Origin of the sequence: Rhizobium sp. BK376, assembly GCF_004341625.1 — a bacterium.
GTDB lineage: Bacteria > Pseudomonadota > Alphaproteobacteria > Rhizobiales > Rhizobiaceae > Rhizobium.
In genome coordinates this window covers 1-18,810 of the sequence record NZ_SLZG01000048.1, presented here as the reverse complement: position 1 = coordinate 18,810, position 18,810 = coordinate 1, and the positions used below count along the sequence as shown (strand labels likewise).

Sequence of the window (18,810 nt, the reverse complement as noted above, 5' to 3'; positions counted from 1 at the left end):
CAAAGCCGATCACCCGCTACAGCGCAACGAGAAGCGCGCGGGCACTCGGCTTTGCTATCTCCCGCCAGTTACACCATCTCCTGGGGCACGATCGTCTTGCCGATTTTGGCGGAAACATTGAATTCATGTGCTTGGTCGGGTCCGATCAATCGCACAGGGATATATCAGCTTCGAGAAGGCGGTATTCCGGCGCTCCGCGAGCTTCCTCAACACCGCTTTTAGACACGATCCCGGTCTCAAGCAGACACAATTTATGATGGACGCTAACTTTGGAGAATCGAATACATGGGCTTGGCCCATGCACCACTCGTTCAACAGCCCGTTCGACATGACCGAGTTTCAAAGCAGCGGACTCTCTCGCCCCCTCAAGTTCAACAGTCTAGTGCTTTTTCAGATCCACATTTCGCAATGGGTTGGACATGTATGGTGCAAGAGGAGGCACCCTTTCCTTTTTCGACACAGTGTTAAGCGGACAAGCGGATTCCGACGACCCGCACATTCGTCGAGTGGACATCTTGGGCTTCAACGGGGTCATGGAAATCGACAGCGATACTCAGTTTCGACGCTCAGTCATGGACAAGCTTGATCTCAGACATGTGGTTTTCAGGAAGGTAGAGCATCCTGAAGGTGCGCGGAACCTGCGTGCAGTTTTTTCCTGTCCGACGTTACGTTTGACGCGGACCCTCATCTGGAGGGCGCCGTAAGCCTGCAAAAAGTGCCGGTTCCGGGAGGCGTGCGCCCCGCCTATTGCGCATGGACAGAGCGTGCCGATACCGTTGGAGCCGGCCGCCGGGCTGCCATTCGTTCGTCTCGATCGTCGGCGATGCCAGCACGGCGTTCGCCTCCGCCAAGGATGACGTCCCTGCAGGCCCTGACTGACCACGATTTGTCAATGCTCTGAATTTGCGTTGAAATCGAGGGCGTGCGCATGTTGGGTAAAGATCCTGCCGATGGTCTTTCCGTCCGGCCGACGGATGCGGATATGGCTGGCAGCAGCAGAGGCGCTGATATCCATCAACTCGACAGACACCGCTTCACCCTGTCGAATGTTTCCCGCAAAGAAGATATCGCGCCCGACTATTTGCCGGCTACGGAACCAGTGCTCAAGCGCCCGGTTCGCAAGCGCCTGGAATTCGGCAAAGTAGAAGAGCCCCGCGCCGTTGAATTCCTGAGAGGCGCTGGGATCGTAGCGGAAGCTCGCCAACACATTGTCGGTGACAACGCGTGTGCCGGAGAAGACGGCGATGAGGCCGCCGCGGATTCCTGCCGCCGCCGACGCAAGTGCGTTGTGCTCGAAACTCCCAGATGCGGGTGACAGAGGCAAGCGCACAATCGAATGATTATCGCCGTCAAGGGTGCGGTGGACAAAGGCCGATATCAGTTCGACATGCGCGACCGGAAGCGCACCTTTCCGGACATGGTGCCGTGTCGCAACCTGTGTTCGGGATACCCGCGCAAGATCCGAATGGATCGTCACTATGTCGTTGGCCGCCACACTCTCAAAGCGCGCATCGGCGAGCGACGTCGCGCAAATCGCAGCATAGGCTTCACCGCCATCAGCAGTGCGAAAGTTGGCATCGCCCATCTGCATGTCTCGGGCGAGCATGAGCCAGTGGCGATGTCCAAGCTCCTTCATGAGCCAGGTTTCCGACAGTCCACCTGGGGTCAGATGCGGCATGCCGATGAGGATGTGCGGTTCCAGCGCACGCGCCATGAGTTCGCGCGCCGTTGGCTCGTCCTTATGAATATCGAGGATGGCAACGTTCATGATCAGCCGTTCGCCGCCTGTCTCATGACCGGTCGCTCGGCCGCAAGCCATGTAACGAGATGGCCAACCACATGGTCGGCATCCTTGCCAACAGCGAGCAAACGGCCGGAACCCCAGGTCCATAGCCAGGGCAGGCCGAGCACGTAGACGCCGTCGATGCCGGTCACGCCGCGCCGCTGCATGGGATAGCCGGTGCCGTCAAAGATCGGCAGGCCGACGAAGGACCAATCGGGCGTAAATCCCGTCGCCCAGATCACCGAGCTGACGCTCTCGACCTTCAGATCCAGTTCCGTCGGTTCACTCTCCGGCTCCCAGAGCGGGGCGTAGACACTGGCTGGTGGCGCATCGATGCCTTTCTCGGCAATATGGCGGTCGATGAGCACATTGATGCTGTTGTAAACGCGGTCGGCATTGTCGAGATTGGATTTCAGGTTCGGCTCGAAGATCATCTTTCCGCCCGAGACGGTCTCCATGCGGCCATAAAGCGCCATGCCCTCCAATGCGAATTTACGCAGGTCGATGTCGCGCCCGCCGTCGCGGCCTGTCAGGTAGTGGTTGGTGTCGTGCTTCTTCTTCGTCATGCCATCATGCTCGACCGTGATGTCGTACTGCCCGACATCGGCCAGCCAATCGACCACGTCGCGGCCGCGATAGAAGCGCGCGCAGCGCGGAGCGTTGCCTGTCACCAAATGCACCTTGCGGCCCGCCAGGTGCAGATCCTCGGCGATCTGGCAGCCGGACTGGCCGGAGCCGACGACGACGACTGCGCCTTCCGGCAGCTGGCTGGGATTGCGGTAGCCGGCAGTGTGGATTTGCAGGATATCGTCTGGTAGCCGCTCGGCCGCGCGCGGAATGGCGGGTTTGCTATAGAGACTAGTGGCGATGACGACGCTGTCGGCCGTCACCGTACCCGCCGAGGTCTCGACACGGAAGAGATCGCCTATCTTCTCCAGCGACGTTACGCTCGTACCTTCCAGAACCGGCGCATTCACCTTTTTCACGAAGCGATCGACATAGGCGATGATCTCGTCCCTGACCATGAAACCGTGCGGATCGTCGCCGCCATAGGGATGGTCGGGCAGTCGGCATTGCCAGTTTGGCGTTACCAGGCAGAAGGCATCCCAGCGCTCGTCCTTCCATTTGTGCGCCACAGTCTTCTTTTCAAAGACGACGTGATCGATGCCGTGTTTCTTCAGATAGTGGCTGGCCGAAAGTCCGGCCTGCCCGCCGCCGATGACGACGGCACGGTAGTGCGGCTTGAGAGAGAAGGTCATGGGAGGTTCCTTTCAGAAAATGAAGCTTTGGCAGCGCACGCGCGCTTCGACGTCGGAAAGGAAAAGGCCGCCCGCCTCTTCGATGCGAGCGAGCTGGCGACCGGCCAGCGAGCAGGGATAGCCGTATTTCGCCTCGACGCGATCGCTGGCGATGGTGAGCGCCTTGCGGCTGCGGTCGAGAAAATCGCGGATGGGATAGGTCGCGCCCTCTTCAAAGAAATCCTTGATGACGAGCGAGGGCGAATAGCATGTCTCCTCACGGCCGTCTGGCCATGCGATGACGAAGCGCATTTCAGGCATGAGAGGGCTCCTTCAATGTCTCGTAGGCTTTGAGATGAGCAGCGGCCGTGCGCTGCCAGCTGTGTCGGGCGGCGAGCGCCAGGCCGCGCGGGATCAGCCGTTCGCGCACCGGCGACGTCAACGAAATCACCATGGCTTCGGCGACCGAGGCGGGATTGTGCGGATCACACCAGACGACATCCTCGGGCTTCAGATATTCGGTAAAGGGTGCGATCGATGAGGTGACGACGGGCACGCCCGACGCCATCGCTTCCAGCACGACGAGGCCAAAGCCTTCCTTGACCGATGCGAAGACCAGCGTATCGGCCAGTCGATAAAGCGCCGGCATATCCTCATCGGCGACAGTGCCGAGAATATGGACGGCGGCGGCATGCTCGCCGATGGCCGCAAGTGCTGCTGCGAACTCGCCCTGATAGCCGCGATGATCGAGCAGCGAGGCGCCGCCGGCAATGACGAATTGCGCATCGGGGCGGACGGCGCGCAGCTGCCGGAAGGCCTCCAGCATGCGCAGCGTATTCTTGCGCGCCTCGATGCCGCCGACGGCCAGCATGATCGGCCCGTCCGGAAGCTTGAGGACGCGGCGAAGCGCAGTGCCACGGACATCGGGCGAAAAGCGGGTCGTATCCACGCCGTTGCCGACATTGGTCGCGTCGATGTCGCGCATCTGCTTCAGATGCTTCTGCCATAGTGCGCTAACGGTGAAGAAGAGATCGGCCCGGTCGATCGAGCGATCCTGCAGTTCGGCAAGCCGCGGATCGGAGAACTGGTCGATATGATGGACCGTACGGGCGAACGAGGGAATCAAGCCACGCTCCTTCAACGTCGCCAGGGCATTGCCGGAAATGCCGTCATGGGCGTGGAAGATGCCGAATTCGCGGGTCGCGGGGTTTTCGAAATAGCGCAGGTAGTCGGTGATTCGCTGTTCGACCATGGTGGTCATGGTCGAGGTGGGCAGTTCGTTGGCCGTTGTACCGCCGGCCCCCCCATTCGCCTGCCGGCACCATCTTCCCACCGGGGAAAAGGGAGAACCGGCAATGTCTGCATCCCTCTCGTGTGGCACGACCCCCCCTCTCCCCTCGGGGAGAGGGCAGGGTGAAGGTGCCGCACGCATGTCGTTGAACGTCTTTTCAACTCGACTCGCCACCGGCACGCAAACCACCCCACAATCCGGCGTCCGGAAAAATCCCCTGCCCGCAACGTCTGGCGCATGCAGCACCACCTCGTGGCCGAGCGCAGTCAGCGCCTCGGATAGCTGCATCGCATGAACCACGCCGCCGCGCGGATTGGTAGAGTGCGAGAGCATGGCGATGCGCAACGGGCGGCTCATACGGCATCCTCCCGGCGGCCAAGCTGCAGCAGCGGCGATTCGGCACAGTCACGCATGACGGCGCGCTGTGCGCCAGCGCGGATTGCGACTTCGCTGCCGGCGACGATGCTGCCGATCGCAGCGGCGGTGATGTCGCGAGAGCTGAAGCGTTCGATCACGCTGCCAACGCTCTCAGGGGCGCAGGCGATCAGATATCCGAAGCTCGGGAAGGTCGCGAGCCAGCGCTCAAGCGAAACGCCGTCAGGCAGGGGAATGGCCGAGACGTCGATCTCGATACCGACGCCGGAACATTCCGCCAGCATGATTGCAGTGCCCACGATTCCACCCTGGCTGATGTCCTTGGCGGCAAGCGCCAACCCAGCTTCGGCGATTCCAGGCAATATTTCGAGATCGCCGCGCAGGCGCGCCGGCGGAGCGGTCGTGGCCACTTCCCAATTGTTGAATGGTTCGCGATAGCGGCCGCGATGGTCGAGCGCTGCGACCAGTACGTCGCCGGGCTTCGCATCGAAGCTCGTCAGCAGCTTTTTCGCCCGGCCGAGAATGGCGACGGATAGCTGGCTCCGATCGGTGCGGATATTGGTATGGCCGCCGACGATGGGCACGCCGAAGGTGCGCGCCGCTGCCCGCATGCCCTCCAGAACGGGGGCGGCACCCGCCTCGCCATTCGACCAGACGGCATCGACGACGGCGATCGGGCGCCCGCCCATGGCAACGACATCCGAGATATTGACCATCACGCCGCACCAGCCGGCAAACCAGGGATCGACCGCGACGAATTCGTTGATGAAGCCCTCGATGGCAAAGAGCAGATAGCCTTCGCCGTCAGGAAGGGCGGCACAATCATCGCCGACGGCGACTGGCTGGCCGGCAAGACCGAGAGCCGCCGTAACCGTTCCGATATCCGCCTTGGCCGATATGCCCGAGAAGGCGGAAAGCTTGGCGGCCAGCGCCATGATGTCAATCGCAGCGGTCATCACGCGGCCTTCTTGGCCAACGCCACGAGCCCCGTCTCTGGCGTCTGGCAGGGTGGGTACCAGTTAAGATCGGCCTTCATCCTCAGATGCGGCTTGCCGTAGACTTCGAACTCTTCAAGCACGTCCCAATGCATCCGGCGGAAAAGCAAGCCGTTCTGCACCTGCACATTGGCAAGGAAGGTGTGGCAGCCCATCGCATTGGCCGAGGAGACGGCAAGCCGGATCAGGGTTGCGCCCAGCGCACCTATCTTGCGGAAATCTCCGCTGACGGCGAGCCGCGAGCCCCACCAGAGGCCGGGCTCTGCCTCATGGATCCGCACTGTGCCAACCACCTGGTCGGCTGCCACGCCCATCATAGACAGCGCCACGATCGGGATCGCGTGACCGTCGATCGCGTCGCGGTCGTCGCCTTCGAATATGCCCTGCTCCTCGCAAAAGACGGCGCGGCGCAGCAAATGCGCCTCCCGACGCTCCCATTCGGATGTGGCGAACTTCACCTGGAATTCGCTGGCGCGATAAGGCGCGAAGGGCTCGATCATCATTTGGTCAGCATCCTTTCATAGGTGGAAAGGGCGGAGCAGGCGCCGCATTTGCCGCAGCCGGCCTTGATGTCGACGGCCTTTAAACCGCTATTGACCAGCATCTTCGAGAGCGGGCCGAGGATCGAATGCATGAAATCCGGCTTCGGTGCCGGATGGCTCTCGAGCGGCGTGCCCGAAATCGGAACGAAAGGCACGACGAAGGGATAGACGCCGATCGCCACGAGTTTTTCGCAGATGTCGAGGATCGCATCGCGCGTATCGCCGAGGCCGGCGAGGATGTAGGTCGACACCTGGCCCCGGCCGAAGACTTCGACGGCCTCCTTGAAGGACGACATGTATTTCGCGATCGGCACCTGCGCCTTGCCGGGCATGATACGGGCGCGCAATTCGGGCGTGACGACTTCGAGATGCATGCCGAGCGCATCGACGCCGGCTTCCTTCATCCGCGAGAACCAGATGTCGTCTTCCGGCGGTTCGCATTGCGCCTGGATCGGCAGATCAACGGCGGCCTTGATGGCGCGGGCGCTCTCCGTAAGAACGGATGCGCCGCGATCCCGCCCTTTCGGCGTGCCCGTCGTCATCACCATGTGCTTGACGCCGTCGAGCTCGACGGCGGCCTTCGCCACTTCGGCAAGCTGCTCCGGCGTCTTGTGGGCAACGGTGCGGCCGGCGGCGAGCGACTGGCCGATCGCGCAGAACTGACAGCTCTTGGTGCGGCTCTGATAGCGGATGCAGGTCTGCAGCACGGTCGTCGCCAGCACGTCGCGGCCATGCAGCACGGCGATCTGCGAATAGGGGATGCCGTCGGCGGTCGTCCGCTCGTAGAAGCGCGGCCGAAGCGGGAAGGAGACTTCGCCAAGCACCCGGCCATCGCGGCTAATGCGGCTGTTGCCGGCCTCATCAGGCTTTTCGACGATATAAGGGCTCTCGAAGGCAGGAGCAGTATGAACCGGCACCATGACGGTCATGCCGTCGATGGTCAGCGCCTTGTGGTCCGAAGGGCCGGCGCCGCCGCGTCGGCTCTCATGCCCGGCTTTGGGGTCAACGAGCCTGGCTCCGAAGGACTGCAATTCGTTGATCAGCGTCTCGGTCGGAAGCAATGTCGTATTCTCCATCGGTCTTGGTCCTTGCATCAAAAGTTTCGAAAGAATGTTCGGAGACGACCATCGGCGCCGTGGCGCGGCCGTCGATGACGAGGTGCAGAAGCTCGGGGCGAGCGTAGTGGCCGACCGAATCCATCATCCGCTTGCGCTTGGTGATGAGGCTCATGTCGAGATCCGCGATAAGGATGCCCTCGCCCTCGGTGATCGGCGGCGCAAGATGCTTGCCCTCTGGCGAGATGATCGCCGTCATGCAGCCGCCGCGTAGTGCCTTCTGCAGCCCCTGATCGGACGTGATCGACTGGATCTGCTCCTCGGTCAGCCAGCCTGTGGCATTGACGACGAAACAGCCGCCTTCCAGCGCGTGGTGGCGAATCGTCACTTCCATCTGCTCGGCGAAGATCGGCCCGACCATGGAGCCCGGAAATTGTGCGACGTGGATTTCCTCGTGCTGCGCCATCAGGGCATAGCGAGCCAATGGATTATAGTGTTCCCAGCAGGCCAGCGCGCCGAGGCGTCCGACCTTGCTTTCAATCACCATCAGGCCTGAGCCGTCGCCCTGGCCCCAGATCATCCGTTCGTGAAAGGTCGGCGTGATCTTGCGGCGCTTGAGGATGAGCCTGCCATCGGCATCGAAGAGCAGCTGGGTATTGTAGAGCGAGCCGTGGTCGCGCTCGTTGATGCCAAGCGCCACGACGATGCCGTGCTCGCGAGCGGCCGACGCGACCGCCTGGGTCGCGTCGCTGGGGATCGTCACCGCCTCTTCATAGAGCCGGACGTGCTCTTTGCCCGACAGGACCGGCGGTAGCACGAATGAGAAATAGGGGTACCAAGGGACGAAGGTCTCGGGGAAGACAATCAATTCCGCGCCTTTGGAGGCCGCCTCGCGGATCGTCTCCAGAACGCGGGCGAGCGTCTTTTCACGCGATGTCAGGTCTGGCGCGATCTGCGCGGCCGCGGCCCGAACGGTGGATTTCTTCTCCATGGCAGTTCTTTCGTTGTTTCCGCTTCTCCCTGACGGGAGAAGGTGTCCGTTAGGATGGACCGAGGGGCGAGCGACGAAGGAGGGAGGGCTGAGCGGCTGGTCAAGACGATTGACGTATACAGCCCCTCATCCGGCCTCAGGCCACCTTCTCCCCGAAAGGAGAAGGCGCGCCGTCATCACAGCGTCCAGGTATCCAGGATGAAGGCGCCGTCGCGGCGGTGCAGCAGCATGAGATCAAGCACGTCGAGCGGGCTAATCGGCTTGATGCCTGGAATCAGAGAGGGCTCGCCATGGCCGTAAAGCGCCTGCAGCGCGAAACGGCAGGCAAACACCTTGCCGCCCTCATCCATGAAGCCCGCGATCTGGTTGTTGAAGTTGAGGTGCCCTGGGAAAGCCTCGTCGCCGATTTTCGGGAAGCCGCGCTGGACGCCGAGCGTGACGCCGGGACCGTAGAGAAGGACGGAGGTCTCGAAGCCCTTGCGCTTCAGGCGCTTTGCCTGCAGCAGGTTAACCAGGCCGATCGAGCCTTCGAAGGCGACGGTGTGAAAGGTAATGAGGGCTTTTTCGCCGGGTTTCGCCTGGACATCTTCGAAAACCTTCTCCTCGTAGTCGACGAAGAAATCGCCCTTCTCGTGGGCTCGCTTGGTGACTGTGGGCATGGTCGGCTCCTATCGTTGAATACAGGCCCCTTCGGCGGGGTACAGCCATTCAACTGCAAGCTCCATGCCAAATTGATTCTGCACAATTCGCAGTCAATTTTTGGAGGAATACATTCAATTATCCAATCAATTACGGAAATAGTCGCGTTTTCGCCATTTTTGGAAGCATTTTTATGCCGATAAGAAGTGCAGGAATGATAGATATGAATGCATTCAATATACAGTCAAAAACTTCACTAAGCTTGTTGACTTTCGTCATGCCTCAGGGCTGCTGTCCGGAAAAATGCTGGCAATGCCCCGAATTCGCGTTTCTGCGTGACAGATGGATGATGCAACAATATACGGTCAATGTCGATCGAATCCATCCCGTCTGTCGATCGCAATTCTCGGATATTGAAATGAAAGACTGGCACCCCAATCTCGGCCGTTCATCCAGCCCCCGTTACATGGCGATCGCTGATCTGATCGCAATGGATCTGCGCAGCGGCGTTCTTGCCGTCGGGGACCGGCTGCCGCCACAACGCGAGCTCGCCAAGCGCCTAAACGTCGACTTCACGACCGTCGCGCGCGGCTATGTCGAGGCGCAGAAGCGCGGACTGGTGGATTCCCATGTCGGGCGCGGGACATTCGTGACCGGCGGCGTCGATCGTGAGCGCCGTGGTTTCTCATCCGATGCCACGCCCGATCAGCGCCGTGCATCCGCCATCGACCTGACGATGAACATGCCGCCAGAGCCGGACGATCTGGACTTGATCGCACGCATGCGCGAGGGGATGTCCGCAGTGGCGACAAACCTGGTCCCGCTTTTGCGGTACCAGGGTTTTGGAGGCTCGGGGATGGATAAGGAGGCTGCGGCCGCCTGGCTCAGCCGGCGCGGGCTGGTGCCGTCGCAGGACCGTATTTTCGTGACTCCAGGCGCCCATCCCGCCTTGCTTGCCATTCTCAGCATGCTGGCCAAGCCGGGTCAGATGGTGCTTTCCGAAGCAATCACCTATCCCGGCATCCGATCGATCGCCGCGCAATTGAGGCTCAGCCTCACCGGCCTGCCCATGGATGAGGACGGTATTCTGCCGGGTGCTTTTGCCGATGCCTGCGAGCGCGTTGCGCCCAAGGCGCTCTATCTCAATCCCACCCTGCAGAACCCGACGACGATCACCATGCCGCAACAGCGGCGCGAGGAAATATGCGCGGTCGCGCGCCGATACCATGTCCCGATCATCGAGGACGACGCCTACGGCTTCATTCCGCTACATGGGCCGGCACCACTCGCCGCCATGGCGCCCGATCTCGCCTGGCATATCGGCGGCCTTGCGAAATGCATCGGGGCCGGCCTCCGATTGGCCTTCGTGGTTGCGCCCGACATGAAAGCGGCATGGCCCTTCGCCAGCGCGATGCGGGCAAACAATGTGATGGCGTCACCGCTGACGATTGCGCTGGCGACACGCTGGATCGAGGATGGCACGGCGGACGCAATCCTGCGCTTCATTCGCGCAGAATCTGCTGCCCGACAGGAAATGGCTAGAGCCCTGCTGCCGAAAGGCACATTCCAGGCCGACCCGCTCGCCTTCAATATCTGGTTGCCGTTACCGCACGGCTGGACCCGGTCAACGTTTGCAAGCCACATGCGTGCATCCGGTATCGGCGTTGTCGCAAGCGATGCCTTTACGGTCGAAGGGCCACCAATGGAGGCTGCACGCGTTTGTCTCGGTGGCCCGGTGTCACGCGAAGCATTGAGCGGGGCGCTCGCATTCATGGCCCACGCCCTCGAGAGCGCGCCGGAAATGGCATCGACATTTTTCTAATTGATATGTCGAAGGTTGCAAGAGACCGACCAGCTCCTCAAATGCCACCATGATTGCTCGGCAGCATACGGCTGTTTAGGCCTCTCTTTCAAAAACTCAGTTGCAGCTAGAGCCTCGAAGACAGTGACCGGTGCTGAGTAAAACCCTATTGCTCTTGAAAGAAATCGAACCTACGGCACCTTTTGTTCAAAAAGCTAAATGATGCAGGCGTTGTTATAAGAGTCACGAACCTGTAAGGCTGTGAACATGAACGGCGCTGCTATCTCTTTGGTCACCGTGTCGCGCCTCCCTTTGAAAGCCGGTCACATCGAGCAGGCGAATTGCGGTCGTCGACCGTCAGGGCGTCGGGCAGGCTTCCGATCGACGATCCAGTCCTTCCTGCCGTTGTTCGAATGATGCGTTCGATCCATCTGGCGTACGCATAATTCTCACGACGTAGAGGCTGTCGAAATCATCCCCGCGCCACTTTGGCACGACCTGCGCATCTCCGCCATGTTGCCGGATGAGAGCCCTCGCTATCTTCACGATCTGCTTATGTTCCCAGACCACAAACACGACCGCATTCGCCAGGTTTGAACTGTCAAGGGCACGTTTCAGTCCCGCTATGTCGTCATAGCCGAAGGTCGTGTTCACAGGAAGCCCGAGGCCGATTGCGGTGGGTTCGATCGTTGCCAAGGGCCGGACATAGTCATAGAACTGACCATCATCCTGCTTTTGCTTGGTCGGATTGGGAGCGAAGATGGCTGATGGCTTTGGGAATATTTTTGCCAATGCCGAAGGGATGGCGAGAGAGCGGTTTAAACCCTGACAGTTCAACTGACCAAGGCCCTGATCAGGCTTTTCGCCATGTCGCAGGAATACGATCGTTTGCTCCGCCGCCAGAAGTGCTGTCGGACAGAGGGACGGCAATCCCGTGATGGCCAGACCGAGGAGGAATGCGCGAAGGGAACTGAACGTCATGGGCATTTTCTTTCAGGGCGATCAATCAGGAGTTCAAAACCGGCTTCATTGGGAATAGTTGCGACGCAGGCTTCGACAAGATGGACGCTGACGACCGGGGGCCGGTTATCTCCGTCTCGAGCGAATTCAAGCAGTGATCGAACAGCTATTGCGGGGGAAAAGCGCTTCTTCAGTTTGCCCCGACATTGTGACCTACCCCGGACCGCGTGCCTCAGGATTTGACTTCAGCCAACGGGCTCGATGGCTGAAGACTGTTCGACGGGTTCGCGGCCTATTGTCCGTTCCATGGCTTGAGAGCGTCGAATTTCATTTCGCGTTGTTCCTGCGGCTTCAGTTTGTAGTCGCCGCCATAGGGCGCACTTTCGAATGAACCGTAGGTCGGATTGGCAATCGCGATCCAATCGTGGCCCCAATGCTTGGCGTCCGTCTCATATTCCTTGTCACGATCCGCGACCGCGCCCTTGTAGTTGTCGGTGAAGTCGCCAAGATTATCGCCGAACAGCAGGACGATCCGATAGTTCTTGGCGATAAAGGCGCGGCGGGTGCCCTTGGCAGACGTCCAGTCCGGCTGCTCTTTCGAACTCAGGAACGTATCGACCTTATCGTCGAAGGGATAGCCGAACCCTTTCATCTCCTCGACAGTCGGCCCCTCCTCATCCTTGGTGCGGTTGGAAACATAAAACACCCTCACGCCCTTCGAGGCAGCATATTGCGTGAACTCAAGGGAGCCTGGAATCGGCACATCCGCCTTGGCCTTGACGTAGTTGGTCCAGCTATCCGGCGTGAAGCTTGTCCCTGCGACCACGTTCCATGCCTGGTAGGCCGACGTGTTGAGCACCGTGTCGTCGATATCAAGAATGATGGCCGGCGGAAGATCCTGGAAATTGGCACTCTGCTCAACCGGAGCTGCGGTCCAGCTCTTGTCCGCCAGCGCCTCATCCAGCCGGACCTTTCCAAGCGCATAAGCGCCAAGCGCATTTGCCTTGAACTCGACGGATGTCTGATCCCAGAGAACGGCATTGAGATTGTCATTGGCGGGTGCCGGCGTTAGATCAGCTGCCGAGGCACTCGATCTTGCCAGGCCAAGGGTTAGCGCAATTATGCTAAAGGTGAGATCGGTCAAACGCATGTTATTCATTTCCTTTTACTATTTCCGCTGGCTTCAAAACATTGATGATCGTTCAAGCTTCAGCGCTGGCGACCGGCTTTCAGTGATCGGAATCGATGATCACCTCTTCGCCCAACGACCCATTCTTCGGCAAAGGCTTGTAGGTCGTGTTCGAGGCGCGAAGAACACGAATAGGACGTGCGCCGACATCGATCGCCTGTTTCATGTCTCCGTCGGCGTCGCCATAGTAAATCTTGACGCCCTTGTCCTTCAGGAAGGACGTCTTCGTGGCATCGCCAGCGGTGAACACGACGGGATTGATCGAAGCCATGTTAAAATTGCGCTTGATGGTTTCGGTCAGACGTTCGCCCTCGCTCCGGGTGCGCCCCGTAATGAAATAAATCGTATCACCACGTTTTGTATGCATGGCGATCAGCTTCGCGGCGACGTCCTTGGGAAGCGAATAGTTGATGTCACAGTTTGCGTTGATATCGGCCCAGAATGCGGGATTCTTCAGATAATCGTTCTTGCCTGGCGAGTATTTCTGCTGACCATAGAAAAAACATGGGCTGGAAAACAACACGGTGTCGTCAACGTCGAATCCCACCGCCATCGGTGGCTGCCCTTCCAGCGATTTTTCGATTTGGGCGACGTCCACCCAATGGATCGCGTCGTGGTGCGAGAGTTCGTCGGTCGTTGCCCCCGGCGTCACCGCATCAAAGGCAAACGCACCCTGCGGCGTCGCCAGACATGCGATAACAGCAATTTTGTAGAGCATTCTCGTCATTGATTTCTCTCTTCTTGGCTTTCAGATGGAGATCGTGGACTTGGGTTCAGTGGTCCGGTGCCAATTTCTGCATCTCGTCATCACCCCGGACCAGCCGTTTTCGATTTCTTGCGCTTGCTCAAGACAGCTTCGACTTGACCTAGAAGGCCCTTAAGCTCTGGCTCCCGAACAAGAGTGGCAGCTTCGTGCGGTGGAAGCCAGACGAACGAGCGCTGGCCCTTTTCTCGGAACTCCACATCCATGGCAGAGACCTCGACAAGATGGACCTGAACCACGGAGGCGACCCTGTCGCCGGTGTCGAGCATCTTCAGATAGGTATAGTAGCCAAAGGGCTTCTTGCGCGCCTTGCCGCGAATCCCGGCTTCCTCCCAGGCCTCGCGCTCGGCGACTTGATGCGGCGCACGACGGTCCATGGCCCAGCCCTTGGGGATGACCCAGCGGCCGCTCTGCCGAGAGGTGATCAACAGTACCTTGATGCTATCGGGCATGCGCATGTAGCAGATCGCGGCATATTGCTCGATCGCCTGTCCGCGGAACAGCCGATCGGCCTGCTCGGCAAGCTGGCCAAGATAAGTCTTGCTCTTCCGCTTAGGCATGCGTTTCTGCAATTGCTCTTCCATCCGGCTTCGGGGTCCGGCTTTGCAGAAGTTCACCGCGTTCTTCAAGAACGGGATAGGCCGCAGCTGCGACAAGATGTGAATTGATCTGCTTCAGATCACGCACAAGGTCGAGATGAAGCGAACTGGTTTCCATCGTTTCGATACTGCCCTCGCGTAGCCTTTGGAAATGGGCTTCCGTCCCTTCACGCTCCGCTTTCCGAAACAGGACCTTCTCATCCGCCAGAAGGCGTGCCGCGCGCTCGTCTTGCGTCATGAAGAGAGCGGCAGCCGTCTGCAGATTGGCGATCAGACGCTCGAACAACCGTGATAGCTCGACTTGCCCCTCCCTGGAAAAGTTGAGGCCCCGGCGCAGCCGCTTCGCAAGATGCGGCAGCAGGTTCTGATCGAGAACGTCGCCTGCATGTTCCATGTTCATCGAGAACAGCAGGATCTCGTTCAGCCGTCGCTTGTCGGCGTCGCCAAGTTCGTCGGGATCGATGGAGGTGAGGTAGGTCTTCACGGCCGTGTTGAGGCTGTCGAGGACATTGTCCTTGGCGCGAAGTGCAGAGAGTGCCTTGCGGTCGGTGCTGGAGAGTGCCGCTTTTGCGCCAGTCAGCATTTCCGTCAGCACATCGACCAGTCTTAGGGTTTCGCGCGCGGCGGCTCCCAGCGCAACGACCGGCGTTTCGCGGGCCGCCGGGTCCAGGTAGCGCGGTCGCGCAGGATCGGCCTCGTCGATCCTTCGGGGAAACATCTTGCTCAATAGATCGGCATAAGGGGTCAGAAACGGCAGGAACAGCGCAGCAAGCACGAGATTGAATGCTGTGTGAAAGTTGGCGACGGCGCGTGCGCTATCGTCATCGATCATGGTTGACAGCCGGGCGATCGGCGACAGCAAGGTCAGAACAACCGCAACGCCGATGATGCGTGTGATCAGGTTTCCGATCGGCAGCCGCTTATGCGACAGGTCCGAACCGGAATGGCCCTCGACGACGGGATTGATCGCGGTGCCAAGATTGGCGCCGAGAACAAGTGCAAACGCCTGCTCCGGCTGGATCAATCCCTTGCTCGCAAGCGAGACGATCAAAAGCACGACCGCAACGCTCGAATGGGCGGCCCATGTCAGAACGGCGGCCAATAGAACACTGAGGACAGGCGTCGCCGCGATCGCTGCAAGAACGGATGAAAGCCCGCTCGATCCCTCATATTGCGTCATCAGATCCAATAGCTGGTGGAGCGCCAGCAACATGAAACCAAGCCCGATGACGACACGGCCGAGATCATGGATCTGCGAGCTGGAAACCCGGCGGAACATCAAAACGCCGATGAGGATCAACGCCGGCGACACAGCCGAGACGTCGAAGGATAGCACCTGAACGATCAGGGTGGTGCCGACATTCGCCCCCAGCATGACAGCGAGCGCCGGCACCAGATCGACCAGCCCGCCGGCCGCAAACCCTGAAGCCATCAATCCGGTGGCCGTGCTGCTCTGCAGGATTGCCGTCACACCCATGCCGGCGAAGAACGCTTTGACGCGGTTGCTGAGCGCATGGCCGAGAAAGGATCGAAGATTGGGGCCAAATGCGCGTTGAATGCCTGTTTGCACCATACGGGTGCCCCAGAGCAAAAGCGCGATGTGCCCCGCGAGCGCGACCAGACCGACGATCAAAGCCATGATGATACCCTTCAAACGGACGGTCGTTGGGTGAACCCGGCAAACCTCCAAGCTGGTAACGTTTGATTAGCTGACTATGTTTCTCTGTTTGCCGGTGCAATGCAAGAGGAATTGTCATAAAAATGTCATACAATGACTTTTATCATTTTATAACAATATGATGAGAGCGGCATACATCATTCAAAACGCGTCCGTCTTAAGACATCGTCACCTGCCTGAGGCGATGATTTCGTGCCATCCAAGCAATCACTGGCACGTGGTTTCAAAGTTGCTCATCAAGCCGATTAAAAAGTGGCTCCCAAAACCGCCACCGCCTTTCAATCCCGCGACGGGTCTTTTATGACAGTTTCACGACATCTCAACGCAGAGGCGCAGGACATTGAACTGGTTTCGTCGATTGATGCCGCGGGAAGATCGCTTCTTCGATCTCTTCGCCAGGCATTCCCGTACCGCGGTAGGTGCGGCGGAGGCTTTGAACGCCCTTCTCTCCGGAAACGACACGGAGGCTCATTGCAAGCGCATCGTCGCGTTGGAAAACGAGGCTGACGACATCACGCGCGAGGTCTTGCTTGCGGTGAGGCGCAGCTTCATCACTCCGTTCGATCGCGGCGATATCAAGGATCTCATCATGTCAATGGATGACGCCATCGACATGATGCACAAGGCCGTCAAGACCATCAGGCTTTTCGAACAGACCAGCTTCGACCAAGGCATGCAGGAGATGGGCGGCGTCATCGTGCAGGCCGCCAAGCTGGTGGCCGAGGCCGTTCCCCTCCTCGATCGGATGGGAACGAATGCGCAGCGCCTCGGCAATCTGACGGAAGAAGTCGTGAAGGTCGAGGGCCGCTCCGACGAACTCCACGACCAGGGTCTGAAGGACCTGTTTCGCCGACATGGCGCATCCAACCCCATGGCCTACATCATCGGCAGCGAGATCTACGGAGAACTGGAAAAGGTCGTCGACCGCTTCGAGGACGTCGCCAACGAGATCAATGGCATCGTGATCGAGAACGTCTGATGGAGGCCTCTATTGCCCTGCCGCTCTTGATCGGATTGATCGCGGTAGCCCTGTTCTTCGACTTCCTGAACGGACTGCACGATGCTGCCAATTCGATTGCAACGATTGTATCGACGCGCGTCCTGCGGCCGCAATACGCCGTGGTCTGGGCCGCCTTCTTCAATTTTATCGCTTTCATGTTCTTTGGCCTCAATGTGGCCGAGACGCTCGGGACTGGCATCATTGATCCCGGCATCGTCACGCCGCAAGTGATCTTCGCAGCGCTCGTCGGGGCTATCGTCTGGAATATCCTCACCTGGGTATTCGGGATTCCATCAAGCTCTTCGCACGCGCTGGTCGGAGGGCTGGTGGGGGCAGGATTGGCAAAAACCGGAACAAGCTCGATCGTCTGGAGCGGATTGCTGAAGACCTCAGGCGCGATCGTGCTATCGCCTCTGCTGGGCTTCACCCTTGCTCTATTCCTGGTCCTATGCGTTACCTGGGCCTTCGTGCGCCAGACACCTTTCGCCGTAGACAGCATGTTTCGTGTGCTGCAGTTCGGGTCCGCCTCGCTCTATTCGCTGGGACATGGTGGCAACGATGCCCAGAAGACGATGGGCATCATCGCGGTACTGCTCTACTCCCAGGGATATGGCGGCAGTACATTTCATGTGCCGCTCTGGGTGGTCTTGTCCTGCCAGTCCGCAATGGCTCTCGGCACCCTGTTCGGTGGCTGGCGTATCGTCCACACTATGGGATCCAAGATCACCCGGCTGAACCCCATGCAGGGATTCTGCGCCGAGACCGGAGGTGCACTGACGCTCTTCATCGCGACCTGGCTTGGCGTTCCCGTCTCGACCACGCACACGATCACCGGCGCGATTATCGGCGTGGGGGCCGCGCGACGTGTCTCGGCGGTGCGTTGGGGCATCGCGGGCAACATCGTCGTGGCATGGGTGATTACGCTTCCTGCCGCCGCCATCATTGCGTTCGCGACATTTGCGATTACCATGCGGCTTGCTTAATCCGCTTAATCCGAGCGCGGTAGCGGGGCTGGTCAGATTGACAATCTCCGATACCATCCGAAGACGGTGGTATATCTCGGAGCTTTTTGATGAAGGTCTTCTTTGATGTGGACGGCGTCCTAATCGACGGCTGGCATGCAGATTCGTTGCGTGGAAATCCTTGGGACGCGACAATCAAACAAGACCTCGGCGTTGATAGACAGCGTTTTCAGCGCCTCTTTTTCGGGGTCGCATCGGCGCGCTCTTCGGCACCGATGTTCGAATGTGTCACCGGGCGGCGCGACCTAAAGAACGCATTAAGCCGAGATCCTGCCTCAGGTCGGATATCATGGCGACGTCGAGACATTCGTGCGGTACTGGTTTGAAAAGGATTCCAAGATCAATCAAGACGTCCTCCGGTTGGTTCGCCGGTTGCGGATACTTGGTGCTCAGACCTATATTGCCACGGGCCAGGAACACTATCGCGCTGCCTATCTCCGGAACGATCTCGGATTTTCCAGTACATTCGATGGCATATTCTATAGCGCCAGGATCGGGCTTCCGAAGAAGGATCCAGGATTTTTCGAGGCCATTAATCGATCACTCGACATTGTTCCGGAGACGCCCTCTCTTTTTTGACGATCAGTCCGAGATCGTCGAAGCCGCCAAGAGCAAGGGCTGGGATGCAACCACCTTCACCTCGGCGATCGATATCGAGCTTCACCCCCGCCTCCACCGCTCTTTACTTGACGGCGGAACTGAGCGAGGCAAGCAACCATTCTTGACCCCATGACGTTGTATGTGACAGTTTCACGACAATCATCGCCAGCACCATAAGTTTGATCCTCTCAATGCCATGGCTTTTCTCGAACTGACCCACATCAAGAAATCCTTCGGCGAAACCCAGGTCGTGCATGACTTCAACATGCACATTGAGAAGGGCGAGTTC

19 protein-coding genes are annotated in these 18,810 nt (G+C 59.4%); 3 read left to right on the top strand and 16 right to left on the bottom strand.

What is annotated here, in order from left to right:
- Nucleotides 1-889 precede the first annotated feature (889 nt).
- The 9 genes from EV561_RS35250 to EV561_RS35210 form a co-directional block, all read right to left on the bottom strand.
- Complete coding sequence (locus EV561_RS35250) at nucleotides 890-1,768, bottom strand: Pnap_2097 family protein (protein WP_132528512.1); 879 nt, start codon at nucleotides 1,766-1,768, stop codon at nucleotides 890-892.
- A 2-nt stretch (nucleotides 1,769-1,770) separates the two neighbouring features.
- The gene (locus tag EV561_RS35245) at nucleotides 1,771-3,042 is read right to left on the bottom strand and encodes an MSMEG_0569 family flavin-dependent oxidoreductase (protein WP_132528511.1); all 1,272 of its coding nucleotides are present in this window, start codon (nucleotides 3,040-3,042) and stop codon (nucleotides 1,771-1,773) included.
- A gap of 12 nt (nucleotides 3,043-3,054) precedes the next feature.
- Nucleotides 3,055-3,342, bottom strand: a complete 288-nt coding sequence (locus EV561_RS35240; RefSeq protein WP_132528510.1) for an MSMEG_0570 family nitrogen starvation response protein — start codon at nucleotides 3,340-3,342, stop codon at nucleotides 3,055-3,057.
- On the bottom strand, nucleotides 3,335-4,669 hold the full coding sequence (locus tag EV561_RS35235) for an MSMEG_0565 family glycosyltransferase (RefSeq protein ID WP_132528509.1): 1,335 nt from the start codon (nucleotides 4,667-4,669) through the stop codon (nucleotides 3,335-3,337). The genes EV561_RS35240 and EV561_RS35235 overlap by 8 nt, the downstream gene beginning before the upstream one ends.
- A complete protein-coding gene (locus EV561_RS35230) occupies nucleotides 4,666-5,643 on the bottom strand; it encodes a sll0787 family AIR synthase-like protein (protein ID WP_132528508.1) in 978 nt (325 codons plus the stop codon). Before EV561_RS35230 ends, EV561_RS35235 begins: the two co-directional genes overlap by 4 nt.
- Complete coding sequence (locus tag EV561_RS35225; protein ID WP_132528507.1) at nucleotides 5,643-6,185, bottom strand: MSMEG_0567/Sll0786 family nitrogen starvation N-acetyltransferase; 543 nt, start codon at nucleotides 6,183-6,185, stop codon at nucleotides 5,643-5,645. The genes EV561_RS35230 and EV561_RS35225 overlap by 1 nt, the downstream gene beginning before the upstream one ends.
- Nucleotides 6,182-7,300 carry an MSMEG_0568 family radical SAM protein gene (locus tag EV561_RS35220; protein WP_132528506.1) on the bottom strand — a complete coding sequence of 373 codons (1,119 nt, stop codon included), beginning with the start codon at nucleotides 7,298-7,300 and terminating at the stop codon, nucleotides 6,182-6,184. Before EV561_RS35220 ends, EV561_RS35225 begins: the two co-directional genes overlap by 4 nt.
- Complete coding sequence (locus EV561_RS35215; RefSeq protein WP_132528505.1) at nucleotides 7,227-8,270, bottom strand: Nit6803 family nitrilase; 1,044 nt, start codon at nucleotides 8,268-8,270, stop codon at nucleotides 7,227-7,229. The genes EV561_RS35220 and EV561_RS35215 overlap by 74 nt, the downstream gene beginning before the upstream one ends.
- Nucleotides 8,271-8,446: 176 nt before the next feature.
- The gene (locus EV561_RS35210; protein ID WP_132528504.1) at nucleotides 8,447-8,929 is read right to left on the bottom strand and encodes an MSMEG_0572/Sll0783 family nitrogen starvation response protein; all 483 of its coding nucleotides are present in this window, start codon (nucleotides 8,927-8,929) and stop codon (nucleotides 8,447-8,449) included.
- Nucleotides 8,930-9,327: 398 nt separating this feature from the next.
- On the opposite strand from EV561_RS35210, the gene EV561_RS35205 reads away from it, so the two are divergent.
- A complete protein-coding gene (locus EV561_RS35205; protein WP_132528503.1) occupies nucleotides 9,328-10,731 on the top strand; it encodes a PLP-dependent aminotransferase family protein in 1,404 nt (467 codons plus the stop codon).
- 336 nt (nucleotides 10,732-11,067) lie between these two features.
- Here EV561_RS35205 and EV561_RS35200 read toward each other — a convergent pair whose 3' ends face one another.
- From EV561_RS35200 to EV561_RS35180, 5 genes are all read right to left on the bottom strand, one after another.
- The gene (locus tag EV561_RS35200; RefSeq protein WP_245513236.1) at nucleotides 11,068-11,691 is read right to left on the bottom strand and encodes a hypothetical protein; all 624 of its coding nucleotides are present in this window, start codon (nucleotides 11,689-11,691) and stop codon (nucleotides 11,068-11,070) included.
- A 271-nt stretch (nucleotides 11,692-11,962) separates the two neighbouring features.
- Nucleotides 11,963-12,820 (bottom strand): HAD family acid phosphatase, encoded by an 858-nt coding sequence (locus EV561_RS35195; protein ID WP_132528502.1) that lies wholly within the window; start codon nucleotides 12,818-12,820, stop codon nucleotides 11,963-11,965.
- Between the two features lie 79 nt (nucleotides 12,821-12,899).
- Entirely contained in the window at nucleotides 12,900-13,586 is a 687-nt protein-coding gene (aphA, locus tag EV561_RS35190) for an acid phosphatase AphA (RefSeq protein ID WP_207910659.1), read from the bottom strand.
- A gap of 80 nt (nucleotides 13,587-13,666) precedes the next feature.
- Entirely contained in the window at nucleotides 13,667-14,182 is a 516-nt protein-coding gene (locus EV561_RS35185; RefSeq protein WP_132528501.1) for an NUDIX hydrolase, read from the bottom strand.
- Nucleotides 14,175-15,860, bottom strand: a complete 1,686-nt coding sequence (locus EV561_RS35180) for a Na/Pi cotransporter family protein (protein ID WP_132528500.1) — start codon at nucleotides 15,858-15,860, stop codon at nucleotides 14,175-14,177. Before EV561_RS35180 ends, EV561_RS35185 begins: the two co-directional genes overlap by 8 nt.
- 400 nt (nucleotides 15,861-16,260) lie before the next feature.
- Between EV561_RS35180 and EV561_RS35175 the strand changes: the two genes are divergently transcribed.
- On the top strand, nucleotides 16,261-16,878 hold the full coding sequence (locus EV561_RS35175; protein WP_132528513.1) for a DUF47 family protein: 618 nt from the start codon (nucleotides 16,261-16,263) through the stop codon (nucleotides 16,876-16,878).
- Nucleotides 16,878-17,882 (top strand): inorganic phosphate transporter, encoded by a 1,005-nt coding sequence (locus tag EV561_RS35170; protein WP_132528499.1) that lies wholly within the window; start codon nucleotides 16,878-16,880, stop codon nucleotides 17,880-17,882. Before EV561_RS35175 ends, EV561_RS35170 begins: the two co-directional genes overlap by 1 nt.
- 571 nt (nucleotides 17,883-18,453) lie before the next feature.
- On the opposite strand, the gene EV561_RS38505 is transcribed toward EV561_RS35170, so the two are convergent.
- Both EV561_RS38505 and EV561_RS37490 read right to left on the bottom strand, forming a co-directional pair.
- Nucleotides 18,454-18,585, bottom strand: coding sequence for a hypothetical protein (locus EV561_RS38505; RefSeq protein WP_281026234.1), 132 nt, complete (start codon nucleotides 18,583-18,585; stop codon nucleotides 18,454-18,456).
- Between the two features lie 18 nt (nucleotides 18,586-18,603).
- On the bottom strand, nucleotides 18,604-18,810 hold a 207-nt coding region (locus EV561_RS37490), incomplete at its 5' end, for a hypothetical protein (RefSeq protein ID WP_165928035.1).